General features: G+C 45.2%; 21 protein-coding genes. 12 read left to right on the top strand and 9 right to left on the bottom strand.

Features of this window, described 5'->3' with window-relative positions; genetic code table 11:
• Positions 1-22 precede the first annotated feature (22 nt).
• Positions 23-1,009, bottom strand: coding sequence for a phage shock protein operon transcriptional activator (gene pspF / locus IRQ95_RS01805; RefSeq protein WP_194435295.1), 987 nt, complete (start codon positions 1,007-1,009; stop codon positions 23-25).
• Positions 1,010-1,192: 183 nt separating this feature from the next.
• On the opposite strand from pspF, the gene pspA reads away from it, so the two are divergent.
• From pspA to IRQ95_RS01770, 7 genes are all read left to right on the top strand, one after another.
• Entirely contained in the window at positions 1,193-1,861 is a 669-nt protein-coding gene (gene pspA / locus IRQ95_RS01800) for a phage shock protein PspA (RefSeq protein ID WP_194435294.1), read from the top strand.
• Positions 1,862-1,939: 78 nt separating this feature from the next.
• On the top strand, positions 1,940-2,173 hold the full coding sequence (pspB, locus tag IRQ95_RS01795) for an envelope stress response membrane protein PspB (RefSeq protein WP_075649952.1): 234 nt from the start codon (positions 1,940-1,942) through the stop codon (positions 2,171-2,173).
• Complete coding sequence (gene pspC / locus IRQ95_RS01790) at positions 2,136-2,552, top strand: envelope stress response membrane protein PspC (protein WP_171972064.1); 417 nt, start codon at positions 2,136-2,138, stop codon at positions 2,550-2,552. The genes pspB and pspC overlap by 38 nt, the downstream gene beginning before the upstream one ends.
• Positions 2,553-2,711: 159 nt before the next feature.
• Complete coding sequence (locus IRQ95_RS01785) at positions 2,712-3,743, top strand: efflux RND transporter periplasmic adaptor subunit (protein WP_194435293.1); 1,032 nt, start codon at positions 2,712-2,714, stop codon at positions 3,741-3,743.
• Position 3,744: 1 nt separating this feature from the next.
• Positions 3,745-4,827 (top strand): efflux RND transporter periplasmic adaptor subunit, encoded by a 1,083-nt coding sequence (locus IRQ95_RS01780; protein WP_194435292.1) that lies wholly within the window; start codon positions 3,745-3,747, stop codon positions 4,825-4,827.
• On the top strand, positions 4,820-7,918 hold the full coding sequence (locus IRQ95_RS01775) for an efflux RND transporter permease subunit (protein ID WP_194435291.1): 3,099 nt from the start codon (positions 4,820-4,822) through the stop codon (positions 7,916-7,918). Before IRQ95_RS01780 ends, IRQ95_RS01775 begins: the two co-directional genes overlap by 8 nt.
• A gap of 33 nt (positions 7,919-7,951) precedes the next feature.
• Positions 7,952-8,518, top strand: a complete 567-nt coding sequence (locus IRQ95_RS01770; protein WP_194435290.1) for a DNA-3-methyladenine glycosylase I — start codon at positions 7,952-7,954, stop codon at positions 8,516-8,518.
• A gap of 76 nt (positions 8,519-8,594) precedes the next feature.
• Here the strand turns inward: IRQ95_RS01770 and IRQ95_RS01765 are convergent, their stop codons facing one another.
• Positions 8,595-9,800, bottom strand: a complete 1,206-nt coding sequence (locus IRQ95_RS01765) for a cystathionine beta-lyase (RefSeq protein WP_194435289.1) — start codon at positions 9,798-9,800, stop codon at positions 8,595-8,597.
• Positions 9,801-9,924: 124 nt separating this feature from the next.
• A complete protein-coding gene (gene cls, locus IRQ95_RS01760) occupies positions 9,925-11,379 on the bottom strand; it encodes a cardiolipin synthase (RefSeq protein ID WP_194435288.1) in 1,455 nt (484 codons plus the stop codon).
• A gap of 403 nt (positions 11,380-11,782) precedes the next feature.
• Here cls and IRQ95_RS01755 point away from each other — a divergent pair, with 403 nt between their 5' ends.
• The 4 genes from IRQ95_RS01755 to IRQ95_RS01740 all read left to right on the top strand — a co-directional run bounded on the left by IRQ95_RS01755 (position 11,783) and on the right by IRQ95_RS01740 (position 16,857).
• Positions 11,783-13,213 (top strand): sodium-dependent transporter, encoded by a 1,431-nt coding sequence (locus IRQ95_RS01755; protein ID WP_194435287.1) that lies wholly within the window; start codon positions 11,783-11,785, stop codon positions 13,211-13,213.
• A gap of 329 nt (positions 13,214-13,542) precedes the next feature.
• Positions 13,543-15,159: a methyl-accepting chemotaxis protein gene (locus IRQ95_RS01750; RefSeq protein WP_194435286.1), complete on the top strand. Its 1,617-nt coding sequence runs from the start codon at positions 13,543-13,545 to the stop codon at positions 15,157-15,159.
• 58 nt (positions 15,160-15,217) lie between these two features.
• Positions 15,218-15,913: a TIGR01621 family pseudouridine synthase gene (locus IRQ95_RS01745; RefSeq protein ID WP_194435285.1), complete on the top strand. Its 696-nt coding sequence runs from the start codon at positions 15,218-15,220 to the stop codon at positions 15,911-15,913.
• An 8-nt stretch (positions 15,914-15,921) separates the two neighbouring features.
• The gene (locus IRQ95_RS01740; RefSeq protein WP_194435284.1) at positions 15,922-16,857 is read left to right on the top strand and encodes a class I SAM-dependent methyltransferase; all 936 of its coding nucleotides are present in this window, start codon (positions 15,922-15,924) and stop codon (positions 16,855-16,857) included.
• 95 nt (positions 16,858-16,952) lie between these two features.
• On the opposite strand, the gene IRQ95_RS01735 is transcribed toward IRQ95_RS01740, so the two are convergent.
• The 5 genes from IRQ95_RS01735 to IRQ95_RS01715 all read right to left on the bottom strand — a co-directional run bounded on the left by IRQ95_RS01735 (position 16,953) and on the right by IRQ95_RS01715 (position 21,797).
• Complete coding sequence (locus IRQ95_RS01735; RefSeq protein WP_194435283.1) at positions 16,953-17,585, bottom strand: CDP-alcohol phosphatidyltransferase family protein; 633 nt, start codon at positions 17,583-17,585, stop codon at positions 16,953-16,955.
• Positions 17,586-17,631: 46 nt separating this feature from the next.
• A complete protein-coding gene (locus IRQ95_RS01730) occupies positions 17,632-18,264 on the bottom strand; it encodes an ATP-binding cassette domain-containing protein (RefSeq protein ID WP_194435282.1) in 633 nt (210 codons plus the stop codon).
• The gene (locus IRQ95_RS01725; protein WP_194435281.1) at positions 18,230-19,930 is read right to left on the bottom strand and encodes an ABC transporter permease; all 1,701 of its coding nucleotides are present in this window, start codon (positions 19,928-19,930) and stop codon (positions 18,230-18,232) included. Before IRQ95_RS01725 ends, IRQ95_RS01730 begins: the two co-directional genes overlap by 35 nt.
• Positions 19,931-19,976: 46 nt before the next feature.
• Positions 19,977-21,119, bottom strand: a complete 1,143-nt coding sequence (locus IRQ95_RS01720; protein ID WP_194435280.1) for an ABC transporter substrate-binding protein — start codon at positions 21,117-21,119, stop codon at positions 19,977-19,979.
• A 234-nt stretch (positions 21,120-21,353) separates the two neighbouring features.
• On the bottom strand, positions 21,354-21,797 hold the full coding sequence (locus IRQ95_RS01715; protein WP_194435279.1) for an META domain-containing protein: 444 nt from the start codon (positions 21,795-21,797) through the stop codon (positions 21,354-21,356).
• A gap of 152 nt (positions 21,798-21,949) precedes the next feature.
• On the opposite strand from IRQ95_RS01715, the gene IRQ95_RS01710 reads away from it, so the two are divergent.
• Positions 21,950-22,201 (top strand): DUF1289 domain-containing protein, encoded by a 252-nt coding sequence (locus tag IRQ95_RS01710; protein ID WP_194435278.1) that lies wholly within the window; start codon positions 21,950-21,952, stop codon positions 22,199-22,201.
• Positions 22,202-22,231: 30 nt separating this feature from the next.
• Here the strand turns inward: IRQ95_RS01710 and IRQ95_RS01705 are convergent, their stop codons facing one another.
• On the bottom strand, positions 22,232-22,453 hold the full coding sequence (locus IRQ95_RS01705) for a hypothetical protein (protein WP_194435277.1): 222 nt from the start codon (positions 22,451-22,453) through the stop codon (positions 22,232-22,234).
• Positions 22,454-22,613 lie beyond the last annotated feature (160 nt).

Genomic DNA, 22,613 nt, shown 5'->3' with positions numbered 1-22,613 from the left:
CCTAAGTAGCCACCTGTACTGGTTATTTACCAGTAAGCTCATACTTTCTAACCATACCACGTAGTTGATGGTAACTTAGGCCTAACAAGTCTGCTGCTTTCCGCTGATTAAATTTACTTTCTTCGAGTACCGCTTCAAGTAGCTGCCTATCTTGTTGCTCTTGCCACTCTTTGTAGTCGAGTGGGAAGGTAAAATGGCTAACACAGTCTACTTTGTTTTCGTGCTCGTCTTCGGTGTTTACTGCTTCTCGCGCAAAAGGATTGAATACCAACTCATCAATCGCAAAGTCCGAATTGCCGTTTTGATATACTGCGCGCTCTACGACATTCTTGAGTTCTCGCACGTTACCCGGCCATGAATACTCTAATAATTTTTGCTGTGCTTCGGCAGTAAAACCGACAAAATAATCGAGTGATAACTCACGACACATTTTTATCGCGTAGTATTCCGCCAAAAGCAAAATGTCTTCTTTTCTCTCTCTCAGCGGGGGTAGATGAATAACATCAAAGGCTAAGCGGTCGAGAAGGTCGGCACGAAATAGTCCTTGTTCTGCCATTGCTGGTAAATCCGCATTGGTGGCACAGACTAATCGAACGTTGCTGTTGAGCATATCGTGTCCACCCACGCGTTCGTACTGACCATATTCAATCACACGTAACAGCTTTTCCTGCACCATTAACGGTGCGGTCGCGAGTTCATCCAAAAACAACGTACCATTTTCAGCGCGCTCGAATCGACCTTTATGTCGACCTTTAGAGCCAGTAAATGAACCAGATTCGTGACCAAACAGTTCTGAGTCAATCAAGCCTTCACTTAGTGCTGAGCAGTTGAGTGATATTAGTGGTTGATCCCAACGTTTCGATAGATAGTGGAGGCGCTGTGCAATCAACTCTTTACCGGTCCCTCGCTCACCTATGATAAGTATAGGTCGTTCAATATTGGCCAGCTTAGAAACTTTGTCTAAGACCGAGAGGAAGGCTGGAGACTCGCCAATCAAATTTTGTTTCATAGTCAGCTGTGCTCATAGGGTTGGTAAATTTCACCTATAGTTGGTCAAATCTGTCATGCATACAAGGAGTTATTTTAATGTTATTTGTTAAGCATATGAAATATATATAATTATAAACTTGGCACGGAGTTTGATTATTTATCTATGTCTTAACTCGAAATGATAAATGTAAAGGAGTCGTCCATGGGTATTTTTTCTCGTTTTGCCGATATCGTAAATTCAAACATCAGTGCTTTGCTGGATAAAGCTGAAGATCCAGAAAAAATGATCCGCTTGATTATTCAAGAGATGGAAGACACGCTGGTGGAAGTACGTACTAACTCTGCAAAAGCAATTGCCGATAAAAAAGAGTTGGCACGCAAAGTAGAAGCGATTGAAGACCAAGTTGCAGAATGGCAACAAAAAGCAACATTAGCTCTGACGAAAGAGCGTGAAGATCTGGCGCGTGCTGCTTTGATTGAAAAGCAGAAGCTGCAAGATGTACTCAAAGGTCTTCATACCGAGCAAACGTTAGTTGAAGAGACAATCAATAAGCTAACTGGTGAAATTGGCAAGTTAGAAAGCAAAATTACGGAGACTCGCGCGAAGCAACAAGCGTTAGCGATTCGTAGCCAAACTGCCTCAAATCGTCGCGATGTTCAGCGTCATCTGCACACAGCTCGTACAAGCGAAGCGATGGCGAAATTTGACCAATATTCGCGTAAGATTGATGAGCTTGAAGCGGAAGCAGATTTGTACGCAAAAACCGGCCAAGGTAAATCTCTTGATCAAGAGTTTGCTGAGCTGCAAGCGCAAGATGAGATTGAGCAAGAACTAGCAAAGCTAAAGCAACAAATGGAAGAAAAGAAATAGTTAATGCTATTCGGCTTATGCCAACAAAATAGGCAGGTAGACCTACCTGCCTTGTGTCGATGAATTTAGGAGTTACTTATGTCTTCGTTTTGGATTGCAGGACCACTGATCGTTTTCCTGATTTTTGTGGCTCCATTATGGTTGATTCTGCACTATCGCAGTAAGCGTAAAACCAGCAGTGGATTGTCGCAAGAAGACTTTCAACGCTTGGAGCAGCTTTCCGAGCGTGCTGAGTCGATGCAAAAGCGCGTCGATACATTAGAGCGAATCCTCGATGCGGAGTCGCCGAATTGGAGGCGCAACTATGAGTAAAGAACTGTATCGCGATACGATCAATGGTAAGTTGAGTGGTGTTTGTGCAGGCCTTGCTAACTATATAGGCGCAGAAGTTTGGGTTGTGCGTATCTTAGTGATTTCGGCAGCGCTGCTTGGGGGCTCATTCCTAGTATTGTTGGCCTATATCGCCTTGACTCTGATGTTAGAGAAACAGCCTGCAAACTATGTAGAAAGTTTACGAGCCAAACAAGAGCACAAACTGAAAAATAAACCGTGGCAAGCTGGGCAATCGCCAGAACAACTGCTGGATACTTTGGACAAAGACTTCGCGCAACTGGAAGGTAAAGTTCGTCGTATGGAAGCTTATGTCACGTCAGATACGTTTAAAGTGAATCGAGAGTTTAGTAAGTTGTAATTTCTATCGTAAATCACGTCTAAAACTTGAGAGGTTGTATGACCTCTCAAGCTATTCATTTCCTTAACGAATATAACCACTCAAAGTGGCAGAGTAGAGTTCAGTCATCTATCTTTTGGTAAAGGCTAACAAGCCAGCTAAGCAAATGGATGATTGATTATGCTCAAGACTTTACCAATTTTTACTATCGCCTTTATGTTGTGGGGTTGTGGTAAAGAGCTTCCTCCCGTCCCCGAACCGGACTCAAGACCCGCTAAGCTTTTCTCTGTGACAGTTGGAAATTCCGCATTTGAACGCCGTTTTCCTGCTACAACTGAAGCGGGTGACCGAGCTGTATTGGCATTTCGTGTTCCCGGATTATTACAAACTATTGATGTGGTGGCTGGGCAACCTGTCGTTAAAGGGCAGGTATTAGCGACCCTCAACCCTGATCAATATGAGCTGCTGGCTCAACAAGCTCGAGCTCAGTATCAACTGGCCGATGTGCAGTATCAACGTAATAAGAAGCTGCGCCGCGACAAAGTTGTGTCTGAGCAAGATTTCGACCAAGCAAAAGCCAACCGAAACTCGGCAAAAGCGACGTTAGATCAAGCCAATGCTAACTTGCGTTATACCCAATTAGTGGCTCCTTACGATGGCACAATCTCACTGATTCCAGCGGAGAATCATGAGTATATTGAAGCGAAGCATGGGGTAATGAATATCCAGACGAACGTCTTAATGAAGGTGTTTTTCCAACTTCCCGATCATTTGTTAAATCGCTTCTCAACCGGTGCAAACCCTGAAGCGTATATGTCTTTTGATGCCTTCCCTGGCAATGAGTACCCACTAACGTTCCAAGAAATTGATACTGAAGCAGACCCTAAAACGGGTTCGTATAAAGTGACCATGGTTATGGAGCGTCCGCAAGACACCGGTATTTTGCCCGGCATGGCTGGCACGATTAGAGTTGTCGCCGCAAGTTCGACCGCAACCAGTATCCCGACCTCTGCGCTGTTTAAAGAGAATGGCAAAACTTGTGTTTGGCGGGTGAATAAAGAGGGTATTGTCGAGAAAGCGGCGATTGAGTTAAACGAACGTCAACAAGTAGTCTCCGGGCTCAATGATGGTGACCAAATCGTGATTTCAGGAGTGAGCGGTATCGACAGCGGCATTAAGGTACGCGAATGGATTAAAGAGCGAGGATTGTAATATGACCGACAAAATACTATTCGCCTTGCTTGTCACTACCTTGATGACAGCCTGCGGTGAGCAAGTGACTTACTTTGATGCTGGGTTACCCAAAGTTGAAGTGGTTGAGGTTGAATCTGATCCCCCGACAGAGAGTCTCTATTTCCCAGCAGTTGCCAATGCGGCTGAGCGTTCACACTTAAGTTTCCGTGTCGCTGGGGAAATTAGCCGGGTCTACGTCAAAGAAGGTGATAAAGTCGAAAAGGGTGCGTTAATCGCTGAGTTGGAGCCAACGGACTATCAATTGGAAGTGGATAACGCGGCTGCGCGCTTTTCAGTGATCAATAGCCAATATCGTCGCTCTCAACCGCTGGTTAAAAAAGGTCTATTGGCCAAGTCGCAGTTTGACGAAATCGCGGCTCAAAGACGCATCGCGATGGCCGAGCTAGAGTTGGCGAAATTGCGTTTGTCATTTACCAAACTGAAAGCGCCGGTGGAAGGCATTATTTCACGAGTTTCTGTCGATCAGTTTGAGAATATTCAAGTTGGGCAAAACATCGTTAACATCCATAGCTTGAATAGCGTGGAGATCCTTATTCAATTACCCGACCGTATCTACGTTAATCAGCCTGAGCAAGAGCAGCTTGAGCAAATTGACGCGATAGTCAAAGTACCAAGTGGTAATGAATACCACGCCACCATCAAAGAGTTCACTACTGAACCCGATCCGCAAACAGGCACATTCAATGTGACCTTGTCACTACCTATGCCAGATGATGAATACATTCTCGATGGTATGGCGGTTGAGGTGACCTCAAATAACGAAGAGGTAGGTTTGGATCTGAAGAAAGGGGTGCAGCTGCCTATTGAGGCGATATTTAATCAAGATGGCGATGACTTAGAACGAAGCAATAAGTTTGTTTGGTTGCTTAATCAAGACCAAACCGTTTCTAAGCAGCAAGTAGTGATAGGTAAAGCGACAAAACGTTCAATTCAGATCCTTTCCGGGGTGTCTGCTGGGCAAAAAGTAGTGATTGGCGGAATGTCACGATTAACTGATGGTGTAAAAGTACAAGTTGTCGCCAAGGAGGCAGGTAATGAATAACCCACAACAACAGCCTCAATCGGATGATGATGTAACGGGGATCGCGGCGTACTTTATCCGTAATCGTGTGATCAGTTGGATGATTGCGCTGATCTTTTTGATTGGTGGTGTCGCATCGTTTTTCGGTTTAGGTCGACTGGAAGATCCTGCGTTTACGATTAAAGATGCCATGGTGGTGACGTCTTACCCTGGCGCGACGCCACAACAAGTGGAAGAGGAAGTCACTTATCCACTCGAAAAAGCGATCCAACAGCTTACTTACGTCGATGAGATTAACTCAATTTCCAGTCGTGGCTTGTCACAGATCACCGTGACAATGAAAAATAACTATGGTCCCGATGACCTGCCGCAGATTTGGGATGAATTGCGCCGGAAAGTGAATGACCTCAAAGGTTCGTTACCACCTGGGGTGAACGAGCCTCAAGTGATTGACGACTTTGGTGATGTATACGGTATTTTGCTGGCAGTGACAGGCGAAGGTTATAGCTACAAAGAGCTGCTCGATTATGTTGATTATTTGCGAAGAGAGCTCGAACTGGTTGATGGGGTGAGCAAAATATCCGTTACAGGCGAGCAGCAAGAACAAGTCTTTATTGAGATCTCCATGAAGCGTTTAAGCAGCCTTGGACTTGCGCCGACCACAGTATTTAACTTGCTTTCGACCCAAAACATTGTTTCTAGTGCGGGGGCGGTACGTATCGGTAGCGAATATATTCGAATTCATCCGACTGGAGAGTTTCAAAACGTCGACCAGTTGGGGGATTTGATTATTACTGAAAGTGGCGCCCAAGGCTTGATTTACCTGCGAGATGTAGCAGAAATCAAACGCGGTTATATCGATGTGCCAACCAATGTGATCACCTTTAATGGTCGCGTGGCGCTAAACGTCGGGGTGTCCTTTGCGCAAGGCGTTAACGTCGTGAAAATCGGTGAGAGTTTTGACCGTCGCTTGGCTGAGCTTAAATATCAGCAACCCGTTGGGGTTGAGATCTCTGAAATCTATAGTCAACCGAAAGAGGTGGATAAGTCGGTACGTGGTTTTGTGGTCAGCTTAGGACAAGCGGTGGCGATTGTTATTATCGTTTTGCTGTTCTTTATGGGGCTGCGTTCTGGGCTGTTGATTGGTTTGATTTTGCTGCTGACCGTTTTGGGTACGTTTATCTTTATGAAGTACTACCAAATCGATTTGCAGCGTATCTCATTAGGTGCGTTGGTTATCGCTTTAGGGATGCTGGTGGATAACGCGATTGTGGTGGTTGAGGGAATTTTGATCGGTACTCAGCGAGGGAGGACGCGGCTCCAAGCCGCCACCGACATTGTCACGCAAACCAAATGGCCCTTGCTCGGCGCGACGGTGATAGCGGTTACCGCTTTCGCCCCAATAGGGCTTTCGGAGGACTCGACCGGTGAGTATTGTGGCACCTTGTTTACCGTGCTGCTGATCTCTTTGATGCTGAGTTGGTTTACCGCGATTTCTCTAACGCCATTTTTTGCCGATCTGTTTTTCCGCGGGCAAAAGACCCCACAAGGCGATGAAGATAATGACCCATATAACGGAATGATCTTTGTTGTTTACAAAGGCTTCTTAGAGTTTTGTATGAAGCGCGCTTGGATCACTATGGCAGTGTTAGTGCTGGGTTTGGTGGCGAGCATCTATGGCTTTACTCATGTTAAACAATCTTTCTTCCCATCATCAACTACTCCAATCTTCCAAGCGGATATCTGGTTGCCTGAAGGTACTGATATTCGTGCAACCAACACTAAGCTAACAGCGCTTGAAAGTTGGATTGCAGAACAAGATGGCGTAGAACATGTGACCACCACCGCAGGTAAGGGCTTGCAGCGTTTTATGCTGACTTATGCCCCAGAAAAAAGCTATGCAGCTTACGGAGAAATTACCACGCGGGTCGATAACTACGAGATCTTGGCGGATCTCATGAGTCGCTTCCGTCAGCATCTTGAGCAAAACTTCCCGGAAGTAAACTATAAACTTAAGCAGATTGAGCTTGGACCTGGCGGCGGAGCGAAGATCGAAGCGCGCGTTATTGGCTCAGACCCGACCGTATTGCGTTCAATAGCGGCACAGGTGACGGCCATTATGCATGCCGACCCAGGTGCAACCAATATTCGTCACGACTGGCGTCAACGAACCAAGATCCTTGAACCACAGTTTAATGAGAGCCAAGCACGACGCTACGGCATCACCAAATCGGATGTCGATGATTTCTTGGCGATGTCATTCTCTGGCAAGGCGGTCGGTGTTTACCGCGATGGTACCACTTTGATGCCGATTGTTGCGCGCTTACCAGAAGAAGAGCGGGTCGATATTCGTAATATTGAAGGGATGAAAATTTGGAGCCCGGCATTGAGCGAATATATACCGCTGCAACAAGTGACGTTGGGTTACGAGATGCTGTGGGAAGATCCGATCATTGTGCGTAAAGACCGCAAACGCATGCTGACCATTATGGCGGATCCCGATATTTTAGGCGAAGAGACGGCAGCAACATTGCAAAAACGTATTCAAAGTCAAATTGAAGCGATTGAACTGCCTCCGGGTTATAGCTTGGAGTGGGGGGGAGAGTATGAGTCGTCGGGTGATGCTCAAGCATCGTTATTTACTACCATGCCACTTGGCTATCTGTTTATGTTTTTGATAACGGTGTTCTTGTTTAATTCAGTCAAAGAGCCGTTGATTGTTTGGTGTACCGTGCCTTTGGCGATTATCGGTGTCACTACTGGTTTGTTGGCGCTGAATACGCCATTTGGCTTTATGGCGCTGCTCGGTTTCCTTAGTTTGTCGGGGATGGTGCTGAAAAACGGTATTGTATTGCTCGATCAAATCAATATTGAGATAGGTGCAGGTAAAGAGCCATATACCGCGGTAGTTGAGGCGGCACTCAGCCGTGTCAGACCGGTTTGCATGGCGGCGATCACCACCATTTTGGGTATGGTGCCATTACTACCGGATATTTTCTTTAAGCCAATGGCTGTAACGATTATGTTTGGCTTAGGTTTTGCTACCGTGCTCACTTTGATTGTGGTGCCAGTGTTATATCGCCTATTCCATAAGGTAGCGGTTCCAAGTTAGTCTAGGTGCAAGATGGATTAGTAGAGAATCATTATGGAATCACAAACGTGTGCGTGGGCACTGAAACACCCATTGGAGCAGGCTTATCACGATGCTGAGTGGGGTGTGCCTGTTTTTGATGACACAACCTTGTTTGAGTTTATAACCTTGGAAGGTGCGCAAGCGGGGTTAAGTTGGATCACGATTTTGAAAAAGCGTGACGGTTATCGACAAGCCTTCGAGGATTACGATTTAGTGAAACTGAGTAAGCAGGGGGAAGCGCGGGTTGAAGAGATCATTGCCAACTATGATGTCGTCAAACATCGCGGCAAGATAGCTTCCGTGTTTACCAATGCTCAAGCGGCGCTTGCTTTGATTGAGGAGTACGGCAGTTTATCGAATGCGTTGTGGCAGTTTGTCGAGCACAAGCCCAAAGTGAACCATTGGCAAGAGATGGCACAGGTGCCAGTGTCGACCGAGGAGTCTAAAGCTTTAAGCAAATTTCTCAAAAAGCGAGGATTTAAGTTCGTGGGTGAGACGATCTGTTATGCGTTTATGCAGGCGGTCGGTATGGTTGATGATCACTTGGTTAACTGCCCGATGAAAGGCAAAGTGATTTAGTGACATTACTGCTTAGTACATGCCTAATTAGAAACAGCCCGCTGAGCGGGCTGTTTGGTATTTAGTAGTACTTGCTTTACAGTGACGTAGCTTCTTCGAGGATCACCGCGTTATAGCGAGCTAAACCAGCTTCAAGGTCCGCAATCAAATCATCGACGTCTTCCAAACCAATATGAATACGGATCAAAGTGCCATCGAAGTTCGGGTTTGCTACGCTGCGTAAGTAGTTGAAGCTCTTTGGCTCATTAGCCAGAATTAAACTCTCGAAACCACCCCAAGAGTAACCCATACTAAAATGCTTCATGCCATCTAGCAGAGCGGTCGTCGCGGTTGGATTGGTTGTTTTCAGTACAAATGAGAACAGACCGTTGCCGCCGGTGAAGTCACGTTTGAAGAACTCATGACCAGGACAGGTCTCGAGCGCAGGATGACGCACATGGTCGACTTCCGGTCTGGTTTGTAACCATTGGGCGACTTTTAAACTGCTCTCGGCGTGTTGGCGAAGGCGAACATCTAGAGTGCGAATACCACGTAAACCAAGATAAGCATCATCAGCGGATACGCATTGTCCCATTAAATAGCTCTGTTCACGCAGTTGATCCCAGTATTTTTCGCTCGCAACCGCAGTGCCGAGCATCACATCTGAGTGACCAACAATATATTTGGTCGCCGCTTGAATCGAAATATCGACGCCATGATCAAAAGGCGAGAAATTCACACCCGCTGCCCAAGTATTGTCGAGCATGACGATAATGTCGTGCTGGTGGGCAATGCGCGATAGAGTTGGCACATCTTGCACTTCCATGGTGACAGAGCCAGGAGACTCCAAAAATAGCACCTTGGTATTGGGTTGGATTAGATCGGCAATTTCCTCACCAATAGTTGGTGAGAAATAAGTCGTTTCAACGCCCATCTTTTTCATGATCTTTTCGCAAAAATCACGAGTAGGCTCGTAGCAAGTATCGACCATCAGAATATGATCGCCGCTTTCAACGAAGGCGAGAATCGCATTAGAAATAGCCGCTGTACCGCAAGGGTAGAGGGCACAGCCGGCTCCACCTTCAATTTCGACCATCGCATCTTGCAGCGCGAAATGGGTATGAGTACCTCGGCGACCATAAAAAAGGGTTTTGTTAGTGCGATTGATGGTCGCGTGTTTTTTCTCTGCTACAGTGTTAAACACGACGGTTGAAGCGCGCTGAACGGGTGGGTTAACTACACCATTCGTCCATTTTTTATCACGTCCAGCGTTCACATATTGAGTCTTTTTGCCTTCTGACATCTTCAGTCCTTGTCCTTATTCATAGGTATATTTAAAACATGCCCTAAGTGACAAAGCAAGACTCGCGCTTAGAGCGTTTAGGGATAAGATAAAAAAGACCGAGGCTTAGCTCGGTCTACGAAGGTTATAGCAGTGGGTTGAACAGATAGAAGGTTCGCTCTAGAAACCTTGAGAAGATCGAACGCTTTCGCCATGTATCCAGAGAAACTGCGTGCGATTGAGCGATGTACTGATCTTGCAACTGATGCATTTTTTGGGTGAATTCTTGATCATCAATAGCCAAGGTGACTTCAAAGTTAAGCCATAGGCTACGCATATCCATGTTTACCGTGCCGACCAGACAAAACTGCTCATCAATTACTACCGATTTGGTATGCAGTAAGCCGCCATAGAATTCATAGATTTTTACGCCAGCCATCATCAGTTCTGTGTAGAAAGCGCGTGATGCCCATTGCACCATCATTGAATCATTTTTGTGAGGGATGATTAACTCAACGTTAATCCCGCGTTGCGCGGTCATTTTTAAGGTCTCTAACAGATCGGCGCTAGGTACAAAATAAGGGGTGGTGATTCGCACCGATTTATTCGCTTGGTTGATCGCCAACGTCAGTACTTGGTAAATCAAATACTCTGGCATCCCCGGACCAGATGGAACCACTTGAATTGGATGTTGCGTGGCATTGGCATCGACTGCACATTCAGGGAGCGTTGGGAACGCGCGTTCGCCAGTTTCCACTTCCCAGTCCCAGCAATGAATCGCAGACAGTACATTTACCGTCGGACCCGTTACTCTCACCATTATGTCGATCCATTGACCTACCCCAGAATCTTGCTTGAAGTAGGCAGGATCAACCATATTCATTGAACCGGTGTAAGCTACTTTTTCATCAATAACGATAATTTTTCTATGCTGACGAAGGTCAAGCCGGCGCAGGAATATACGCCATGGTTTTACTTCGAGTGCTTGAACAACGTTAATCCCTGCCTGCTGCATTTTTGCAACCCAAGGACTGCGGAAAAAGCGCGGGCTCCCCGCAGAATCGAGTAGCAGCTTGATATTGACCCCACGATGAGCGGCAAGAATCAAAGCATTCGCCACTTCGTCTGCCATTCCTCCGGGGTGCCAAATATAGAACACCATACGAATGCTATGTTGGGCTTGATTGATGTCCGCTATTACCGAGCGCATGATCGCTTCGGGTGAATTCTGCAGTGAAAGTTCATTGCCACTAAGGGCTGGTAGCCCTAGACGGTTATTGCACAATTCGTCGATTCGATAAATATGTCGGCCAAAATTTTCCGGCGAGTGTGCATGGCAATCACTGAGTTGAGAAAACCAGTCAATAAAAGGTTTGAGCATCTCTTTGGCGCGATCGGCTCTTTTTCTACCTAGATTTAACTCACCAAACAGGAAATAGCAGGCAACACCTACGATAGGAATAATGTAAATCACCATCAACCAAGCCAGTGATACGCTTACAGCTCGTCGTTTCAATACAACCCGAAGAGTGACACCAGCAACTAAAATCCAGTAAAGAACGATGCTAGCCAAAGTGACGAAATGGTAAAACTTTTCCATTAACGATCCCAGTCAGAACAATTACTTAAATACTAAGCTGAATTCGTATCAGTTAACAGCCAATGCAGTACATTTTGTGGTTAGTAGTAAAAAATAATTTTGTTAATAGTAATTGTCGAAGTTCGATCGAGGTTGTGTTTTTAGTGAGCTTGATATGTGTACTTTTGGTGTGTAATTGTTATAAAATGTTTAAATTGCGTGAAAAAGCAGCAATTAAAGCGTAAAAATGGGCGGTGAGGCGGGAATATAGTCTGATGGGGTTCCAATTTTAATCTGAAACTGCTTTACTCGCTATACACAGAGCGTCACACAAACTTTTTCGTAGTGTAAAAATAATAATACACCTACAACTTTTAAGACGCCGACATTAAGTAAACACAACAATAAAATGAATGGTGATAATGTGGCTACAACTACAAGCACTAAGCCCCGCGATAGTTGGGGATCTAAATTAGGTTTCGTTATGGCCGCTGCAGGTTCTGCAGTAGGTCTTGGTAATATTTGGAAGTTCCCATACACCGCTGGTGAGAGTGGCGGCGGTGCTTTCGTTATAATCTATCTTCTCTTTGTAATCTTCATTGGTTTTAGCGTAATGCTGACCGAATTTGCGATTGGCCGTAAAACAGGTGTATCAGCCGTTGGTGCATTTAAATCTACCGATCGCCGCTGGACATTTGTCGGCGTAATTGGCGTGCTAAGTGGCCTATTAATCATGGGCTTCTACCCAGTTGTGGGGGGGTGGGCTGTCGCTTATATCTACAAGATTGCCACAGGCCTGCTAAGTACACCTGAAGCAATTGGTGATAGCTTCGGTAGCTTTATCTCTGATCCTGTTCAGCCACTTATGTGGATGGGTCTATACCTAGTACTGAATATCTTTGTCGTTATTCGCGGTGTATCAGGCGGTATCGAGAAAGCGGGTAAGATTCTAATGCCGCTACTATTTATGATTCTTATCCTTGTAGCAGTAAAAGGCTTGAGTCTTCCGGGCGCTATGGCTGGTCTAGAGTTCTTGTTTAAGCCTGACTTCTCTAAAGTAGACAGTGGCGTAGTACTGGCCGCGCTAGGCCAAGCTTTCTTCTCATTAAGCCTTGGTATGGGTTGTATGATTACTTACGGTAGTTACCTGCGTAAGAAAGAAAACCTAGTGCAAACCACCGCAATGGTTACCGCTATGGATACGGGCGTAGCACTACTTGCTGGTGTCGCAATGTTCCCTGCAATGTTCGCATTCAGCATGGAGCCAGCAGCAGGCCCTGGTCTTGTATTTGTTGTAGTTCCTCAGCTGTTTGCTGAAATGGGTGGCGTGATTGGTCTACTATTAGCACTACTGTTCTTTATCGGTTTGAGCGTTGCGGCTTTAACATCGTCAGTGTCACTACTAGAAGTTGTTGTGTCATACCTAATTGATGAAAAGGGCATGAAGCGTCCAACTGCGGTACTAAGTGCAAGTGCGGTAATGGCAGCATTATGTGTGTTCGCGTCGCTATCACTTGGTGGTACAGGTCCGAAACTATTTGATACTGGCGCATTTGATATCTTTGACTTGCTAACAGATAAAATCTTCCTAGCAGTTGGCGGTATGTTCGTGTGTATCTTTGCAGGCTGGCGCCTAAATCGTGCGGAACTCGAGAAAGAGATCACTAACGATGGCGAAGTGAAGTTCCCTCTATTCGGTGTGTGGTACAACCTAGTGAAATACGTGATTCCTTTCGCTGTTGCTATCGTCGCTTTCGCAGGTGTGAAAGCTGGCTTCGACAGCGGTAAAGGTGAGATTATGGTACTTGGCTTGGGTATTATCGGCTTAGCTGCATTACTCTCGAAAAAACTATAACCGTTAATCACTGAATAACATTATAAGCCCACAGGAGTGATCCTGTGGGCTTTTTGCTTTTAACTAATTTAGAAAGACAAAAATAGCTTACTAATTAGGCTGATATGCGCGCTAGCTACATCTCGAGAGCAGAGCCAGCATGCTATGGGCTCTGTTAGTAATGTGATATGTATCGCATATAAAATATAGGCGTTGAGTATTTAATCAATACTTAGCCATAAAACGGAGATTTATGATTGTCTCTGATGCGTCACTAATGGAGTATCTACTGTTTACCGAACAGCGGACGCTGTTTGAATAAGTACGATAAAAACATTGGAAGGTGAATCGTGACACTCTCTGTCAGGAAGAAATTGTATTTGGGATTTGGTGCTGTATTAGCGACTCTTCTATTGATGGTTAGCATTATTTGGATGGAGGTGCTTTCATCCCATGGCGTGGCCGACGAAATTAGAACCGATGATGTGCCAGAAGTTGTCGGGTACTTGGTACTGCTTGATGATGCTGGCGATGTATATCGTGACGCAACGGGTGTCGTTATAGGCACTGCTGATGCCTTGAATGATTACTATGCAAACAAGGAAGAATTTGAACAAGTTCTTGCCAATGTAAAGGAATTGGAGCAGGGCAGCACAACGGATTTACAAAAAGTACGTCAAGTCGAGCAGTACATGACGCAGTTTACCCAAGAGTTTGAACGAAACATTGTGCCAGCCATTGGCAAAACGATGTCACTCGAAATCGCGACCACAGAGCTGCGTCGTATCTATCAAGCGAATCTAGTGCCAATTGAGAACATTTTGGATGAAGTATCAAATGGAGAAATTGAAGAATCTAAAGCCTCTCTACTCGGATTGAGTGATTCATTTAATACCATTGAAACGACGATTTTAGTTTTATCTTCGGTCGCGATTGTACTTACTTGTGGTGTGGCATACTGGCTATCAACCTCGATTACGAGCCGACTTACTATATTGGATCAGGTTGCTCAGCGCGTAGCGCAGGGAGATTTAACCGCGACTGAAATTAAAGATACTTCTGGCGATGAACTGGCCAGTGTGGCTGAATCGATTAATATGATGCAGTCATCGCTTAAATCGTTAATTAGTTCGATTAATGTTGTTACTGGCGAAGTGAAGTCTGTCACCTCTGAGCTAAGCAATGTGAGTCAGCACTTGGTAAAAGGTGCGTCGGATCAAGCTGATAAAGCGCAATTGATTGCGACTGCTTCAGAAGAGTTAAGCCAAACTATCGCAGAAGTTGCCCATCAGAGTACTCAAACCTATGAACAAGCAAGCAGCTCGGAGGGCGTCGCAACGTCAGGACGCGATGTTATCGTTGAAATGGTAACGAGTATCCAGCAAGTAAGCACTCAGATGGAAGAGATGTCATCTCAAATGTCTACGCTAGGCAATCACGGTGAAAAGATTGGTTCGGTAATCAAAGTGATTGAGGATATTGCAGAGCAAACGAACCTACTTGCACTTAATGCTGCGATTGAGGCGGCGCGTGCTGGTGAGTTTGGTCGCGGTTTTGCCGTGGTTGCTGACGAGGTTCGTGCATTGGCTGAACGTACGACTAATGCCACTAAAGAAGTCGCTGTTATTATTCAAGCTATTCAGTTGGGTACACAGGAAGCTGTGACCTTTACTGAGGATAACCGTCGCTTAGTTGAAATTGGTGTAAGCCAAAGCTCTGGTGCGGTGAGCGCGCTTGAAGAGATCGTTGCGGGTGCATCTCATGTCCAGAGTATGATTAACTCGATAGCAACCGCTGCTGAGCAGCAAACGGCGGTAACTCGAGAGATTACTTCTGATATTACGATGATCAGTGACATTTCAACCGAATCACTGCAGATGGCGAGCGAAAGCTCAGTTGATATTCAGCGCCTAAGTGACAAAGTCAGCGAGCTAGAACAGTTGATGAAGCAATTCCGTTTAGCCTAACTGTTTAGGCGCGGATAAATTAAGTATATACTCACGGCTCCTCAATGGAGCCGTTTTCATGTTTGATATCTTATACACTCACAACGATTTTTTGATCATCAATAAGCACCCGGGCGTGTCCGTTCATAAAGATGATGGTGACACTATGTTACTGGCTGAAGTCGCGAAACAAAGTGGTGACCAACAGCTATATCTAGTGCATCGCCTAGATAAGATGACATCGGGCATTCTAGTACTGGCTCGCAGCTCAAAAGCGGCGAGTGAGCTTTCTCAAGCATTTGCCAACCGATTGGTTGAAAAGTTTTATCTTGCGATTGGTGCAAAAAAGCCGAAGAAGAAGCAAGGGTTGGTTAGCGGTGATATGGAACGTTCGCGCCGTTCGTCATGGAAGTTGATTAACAGTCATAATAATCCGGCGATCACACAGTTTTTTTCTGCGAGCGCTAAACCCGGTGAAAGACTGTTCTTATGTAAGCCACATACGGGGAAGACTCACCAGATTAGAGTGGCTTTGAAGTCAGTAGGCTCAGCGATTGTAGGCGACCCTATTTACAACACCGGCAGTGAGTCTGATAGAGGGTATTTACATGCCTTTGCGCTGGGATTCCCTTACCAAGGTCAAATTCATCAATTTATTTGCGATCCAAGAGAGTCTGTATCTCTTGGGGATAAATGGCAAGAAACCGAAATTCAACAGGGCATTGATGCTTGGTTGCCACCGTGGCAACTAGCATGGCCTAATATTAAAAAGTAGCGACAGTAATGCAAGCAGAACAGATCCCAGTATTTTTAAACCATGTGGAACAACAACTGCACACGGTGCCAAATGAAGTTCGCCGTTTGTTTCATGGCCGTGGTCAGTGTTGGCAAGGTTTAGAGCAGTTGACTTGCGATTGGTTGCAAGGTCAGCTTATCGTCAACCTATTTAAAGCGGTGGATGATGAATTTATTACCCAGTTAAAATTGGGCCTTATTTCATTATCACAAACAGACGCTTGGCAAGCACGCCAAGGTCGAGTGATCTTATTGCAGCACCGTTATGAGGATGGTGCTCCGTCTGAAGTGCTTTTAGGTGAATTAGACTCTCGCCCAGTGGTTGAAGAGCTAGGTTTGAAATACCAATTGGACATCGGCCGTAACCAAAATTTTGGTTTGTTTTTAGATATGCGTTTGGGAAGAGAGTGGACCCGTGATAATGCAAAGCATGCAAATGTGCTTAATTTGTTTGCTTATACATGCGGCTTTTCTCTGGCTGCCATTGCGGGTGGCGCGGATCAAGTCGTGAACGTGGACATGGCGAAAGCGTCTTTAAGCAAGGGGCGTGAGAACCACAAACTGAACGAGCATAACTTAAATCAGGTCAAGTTCTTGGGTCATGATATTTTCAAGTCGTGGGGTAAGATAAAGAAATCTGGTCCATACGATTTGATCATTATTGATCCACCTTCATTCCAGAAGGGCAGCTTTGCTTTGACAAAAGATTACGCCAAAATCTTACGCCGTTTACCTGACTTGCTTACTGACAATGGTCAGGTGCTAGCGTGCGTGAATTCACCTGCGGTTGACTGCAGTTTCTTAATTGATGGGATGGCAGAGGCTGCGCCAGAGTTAAAGTTCATTGAGCGCTTAGCTAACCCGGAAGAGTTCGCGGATATTGATGAGCAAGCATCATTGAAATGTTTAGTATTTAAAAAATAATGATGAAACATCGATGAAAGGAAAAGCCCCGTTTGGGGCTTTTTGCATTATGGGGCTTGTGACGTAATGCCTGATCTGTATTTGTCAGTAAGGCGCTAGGGTGATTCTGCCTCTTGAGGTTCGTTGCTTAGCGTTTTATAGCCAGCGACGATGCGGGTGAAGGTGGTGAACCAGCAGGCGATACCGTAAATACAAGCAATTAGGGCGAAGTGTTGTGGGAAGAGGCAGAATAATACAAAGCAGGCAATGGTCTCTGTGCCTTCGGTTAAGCCACTCATGTAATAAAGAGATTTATTTTGATACACCGGATTTTCAATACCGCGTTTTCCGGCCATAACTGCAAACGCAAGAAAGCTTGACCCCGTGCCGATGAAAGAGAAAATAAGAAATGCTCCGGCAACCGCATTTTGCTCTGGGTTGGCAATCACAAAACCAAATGGGATCAGTGAGTAGAAAAGAAAATCGAGACTGATATCTAAGAATCCGCCCGCATCCGTAATGCCGTGAATCCGAGCTAAAGCCCCATCAAGTCCGTCGCATACTCTATTGATCACAATGAACAGCAACGCCCAGTTATATTCCTGTAGAGCCAAAGCAGGCAGTGCCAAGCAACCCACTGCAAAACCGAACAGTGTGGTTTGATTGGCCGTGATACCTTTGCGGCTCAATAGTGACGCGGCTGAAGCTAAAGGCGCGCGAATCAGTTTAATGCTGAATTTATCTAGCATGGTCGGTCTCTGAATTATTGGTGTTATTTGTTTGATTAGAGGTAGCCTACCAAGGCCAGTTGAGTATTTTTGCTCTAGGTGGAACGTCGTCAATATCATGGGTGACAAGTAATGTGGGCACATTCGCAGCCCGTAGTTGTTCAAATACCCAATCACGAAATTGAGCCCTAAGCGCTTTATCTAGTTTACTAAATGGTTCGTCCAATAGCGCAGCCTTGGGTTGTGCCAACAGCATACGTAACAAGCTTACTCGCGCTCTTTGTCCGCCAGAAATTTGTTCGGGATAAGAGGGCGCTAAATCGAGTAGGTTTACTTGTTGTAAGCACTCGAGAGCGCGCGTTTTCCTCTGTGCTTTTGGCACGTCATTAGGTAAAGCGAAAGCAAGGTTTTGCCACACGTTTAAGTGTGGAAACAGTAAGTCATCTTGAAAAAGCACGCCAAGTTTCCGTAAATGGGGCGGAGTCTGGTCAATGGGTTCGCCGCATAAACTCAATGTTCCGCTAAGCTCAAAATCCTCATTGAGATGACCTGCTATCGCATTGAGCAGAGTTGACTTACCACAACCGCTTGGGCCCATAACCGCGACCACTTCTCCAGGTTCTATGGTGAGGTTGAGGTGTTCGAAAAGTGCCTCGTTTTGGGGCTTATAAACGGTGAGGTCTTTTAGTAAAAGCGTCATTGAGAGCTGATTCCTTAACAAAAACGACAGAGCGTCTTGTGGTGATGCGGCTAATAAGTAGTGCGGCAGAAAAAAAGATTAACGGCAAAAGTGCTTGCCAAAGGGCATAGATCGCCGTGACGCGTCGATCAAAGCCACTAGAGAGTGCGACTGCCTCTGTCGTGATGGTTGTCAGGCGTCCGCCTCCAAGCATCAGGGTTGGTAAGTATTGAGCAAGACTCACGCTTGCACCTACTGCCCATGCGTAAAGAATTGCAGGCAGAAGTAAACGCATTTTGATCTTCAAAAACACCATTATTGGTGATTTACCGAGGCTTAAACCTGCTTTGGTATAGTTATGGTCATAACTTTTCCATGGTCCATCTATCGCTAGGTAAACAAATGGGAAGGCGAAGAAGACATGTGACCATATCACCCACAAAGTAAACTGTCCGCTCGCGATATACAGAGCCATGATCTGAATACCAAATAGCATTGAAAGCTGAGGAATTAACATCGGTAGCGCAATGACATAGTCAGGTAAGTGCCAGCGTTGCTTGAGTTTGAACTCTTGTGCAATAAGGGCAAGCAAAAGGGTGACTGACGCGACGATAGCCGCCAATACGATACTATTAAGTAACGTTGGCAGCATATTTGGCCACTCAAACTGCCAAAAACGCGCACTCAATTGACTTGGCGTGAGATCAGGAAATCGCCAACGTTGTGCAAAGCTCCAAATCGCCAAAAGTGGCACAATAGCGACACTGATGACTATCGCAGTGGTTAATACCGAAATTCCCGGTAGCTTAATACCTGATCGTCCAGAGTATTGCCAATGGTTGAATTTTGTCGTCAGCGCTTTCTCAATCAAAACCACCAATAGCATCATCAAACTTGCCAGTACAAGTAAGATCACTGCGCCCGCGGATGCTCTCGGCATTAAGCTTAAGTCCGGGTCACTAAACCACTGCCAAACCAATACGGCGAAGGTTGGAGGGTTGGAAGGACCCAATATCAATGCAACATCAACCACAGAAATGCCGTAGCAAATCACCGCAAATAATGGGAAACGCATTTTTTCCAACCATTGTGGAAACACAATTTTAAGCCACATTTGTGCGGGTGAATAACCAAGCATGGTGGCGACCTTTACGGTTTGATCCAATTTTAATTGCTGTAAGACAGGTATGCTCATCAATAGTAAAAAAGGTAGCTCTTTAAAGGCTAAACCGACCGTCAGCCCCAGGGCCAATGGGTCATTAACCAATAATGCTTGTGAGCTGCTGTCGCTCTGCCAACCTAACGCATCAAAGGCGATTCGCGCCACAAAGCCAGTTGGCGCGAACAAAAAAGCAAAGCCGATAGCGAACGCCACATGTGGCAACGCGAGCAGCGGGGCAAGGATGGTCTCGACTCGATGCCAATATTTACTTAACCAAAGGCGTTGTAAAATAGCAAAGCAAAAGGCAGCAGCGGTGATAGTACTAAAGATAGCGCTTAACACTGATGCAGCAATCGATTGTTCAAAACCACTCCACTGCATCAGTTGATGATAGCCTTGCAGGCTAACAGTGTTCATGTCCAACGGCGGAATAAAGCCGAACGACGCTACCACCACGCCAGACAAACCGGGAACTAGCGGTAAACTGCAGATGACAATTAAAATCAAGTAACTAATTCTAAGCATCTAATACTCGCAAAGTATGACTCGACAAGGCCTTATCGCGCAGATGTTAGTTGCCATATCGTTGTAGCCACTCTTTTTCTAACGCGATTTGCCAACTTGGGTGCGGTTCTGCGATAGATTTAAACAGTTTGGTATTTTTGGCAGAGCCTTTAAGGTATTGATTTTCCAATACTGAAGGGTCACCCCAAATGTTTAGGTCACCTTTACGAGATTGCGCCTCAGGGCTTAAGAGAAAGTTAATCACCACTTGAGCCCCTTCTGATGCGTTTGCGTTCCAAGGAATGGCTAGGAAGTGAATATTGGATAGGGCTCCGGCATTCATCGCATAAGTGGCTGTGCTTGGTGCCAATTTACCGGTTGCCTGAGCTGAAAATACCGCGTTTGGATTGAAAGTGATGGCGAGATCAATTTGGCCATCATCTAATAGTTGGGTCATTTCTGAAGAACCTGATGGAAACTGCTTACCTTGACGCCATGCTACTTTATGAAATGCATCTAAGTATTGCCATAAAGGCTGAGTGATAAGAGAAAAGTCGGCTTGCTCAACAGGTTGACTCAAACTAGGGTCATTATTGGTTAGTTCGATAAGTAGTGCTTTTAAGAAGCTGGTGCCGTGAAATTCTGGTGGGCGAGGGTAGCTGAGTCTATTCGGATACGCATTCGCATAGCTTAGTAACTCTGTAAATGACTGTGGTGGATTATTCAAACGTGCAGAGTCGTGGATAAAGACTAGCTGACCAACCCCCCATGGCGCTTCCAGACCTAGCGTTGGCTCGGTAAAATCACTGTCTACAGGTAGAGATTTATCGACAAACTGCCAGCTCGGGAGCTTTTCAACAAACGGCCCATAAAGTAGCCCATTATTTTTCATCGACTTGAAGTTTTCACCATTGATCCAAACCATATCCACACTGCCGCCACTGTTTTTTGCCGCCGCTTTTTCTGCGATAAGGCGTGAAGTGGTTTCCGCAATATCGGTTACCTTAACGTGTTTTAGGGTGACATCATATTTATCTTCTATTTCACCCGCCGCCCAGCGAAGGTAATTATTAATTTCTTGGCTACCACCCCAAGCGTGAAAATAGACAGTTTGACCTTTGGCTTGATCAGTGATCATCTGCCAGTTATCAGCAGCCGAAGCCGTAAAGGTGAGCATTAGAGTAGAGAGAAGGGTAAACAGCCTTGTCATAATGGTTCCTATTGCAATTGAGGTTTAGGTATAGACCGAGTCTCGCGACAATTTCATTCATTATGAACTAAAAAAACTGAAACTTTTTAGATATTTGTGTTTGTTGTTACTTAATTGTACTTAAAGTGTGCAGGGGAGAGAATTAAAAGAGTTTTGTGACGGATTTTTACGAGCGGAAGAAACAAAAAAAGAGCAGCGAAATGCTGCTCTTCTATCAATTAGGATTGGCAACTATTATTTCCAATCGCTTAATTTGAACACTAATGTGTGTGCGTCGTTTTTCAGAACTAGGCTATCTTTAGTTAGCGTCATGTCGCTCCAATCAGACAGAGTTTTCGAGAATGTGCTTTCTACATTCATCGTTTCACCCATACACATCTTCATGGTCATGCCCATTTTCTCGATGCGGAATTGGTTATCTTTTAGCTCTGCTTGACCAAAGAAGGTGTTACAACCAGCGTTGCCGTTTGCAGTCATCTTTTCGCCAACTTCTAAGTTAGGTGCTTGTTCGCCTTCTTCAACTTGAATAGTTTTACCGTCGACTTGAACAAGTTCCCAGTTATGGTGTTGTAGATCAGCTTCAGTAATAGTTTTCACATCGTCACCGTTTGATGCACAAGCAGTCATTAGTACAGGAAGAGAAACTGCCGCAAGCAACGTTTTTAAACTAAGCTTCATAGTATTAAACTCCAAAAAACAATAAGGTATACACAGGTACACCACGATGAACTTTCATCGTTGCTTATTATAGGCAACAAGTTGGTAATTGTGTCAGTATTTAGTCATGGTTTTTTGATTTCTTTTTATATTTACACCGCTTAGGAGGGCGTATGGAGCAATTAGAGTTTTTTATTGTACCGAGTCCATGCGTTGGGGTTTGCAGTGTGGATGAGAAAGGATATTGCCAAGGTTGCATGCGTAAGCGTGATGAACGCTTTAATTGGTTATCTATGACGCCAAATCAGCAACTGCACGTGTTAAAATTGTGTCGTCAACGTTATCGACGTAAAGTGATGGCAAATGTTGCGACGGAGAAAGAAACAAACACTGACGTAAGTACGCCGCAACAAGATCTGTTTTAAATCTATTTTGTGAGATGGTTAAACGTTCGATTACTTGAGTCCCCACTTATCGCTTACCCAACCGCCCGCATGATCATCGAAGTGACAGCCTGAGAAATGCTGGTTTTTTTCGTTACTTTTATCAACATCTGGTTGTTCATCGATTAGTTGCTGGATATAGGTGGCGAGTGGATCTCCGCAATGCAACCTCTCTTGCCGTGTTGCGACTTCTTTAATAATTTGCAGACGATAAGAGTTACTTGCACGTTTCATAGCGTTGTCCTTTGTTGATCAGCCTTTACAAAACTTAGAACTGCTTAGAAATAGCGTCAATGTACGAATAGATGTTTTTTCTTCGTTTTAGTGGGGTTGATAATATTTTATGATGTATCACCGCGGTTAAATGATTTGTTTTCCATATATTTAGCTGCGG

Source organism: Vibrio fluminensis, from assembly GCF_015278125.1.
GTDB classification, from domain to species: Bacteria; Pseudomonadota; Gammaproteobacteria; order Enterobacterales; family Vibrionaceae; genus Vibrio; species Vibrio fluminensis.
This window is presented reverse-complemented; position numbering and strand designations above follow the sequence as displayed.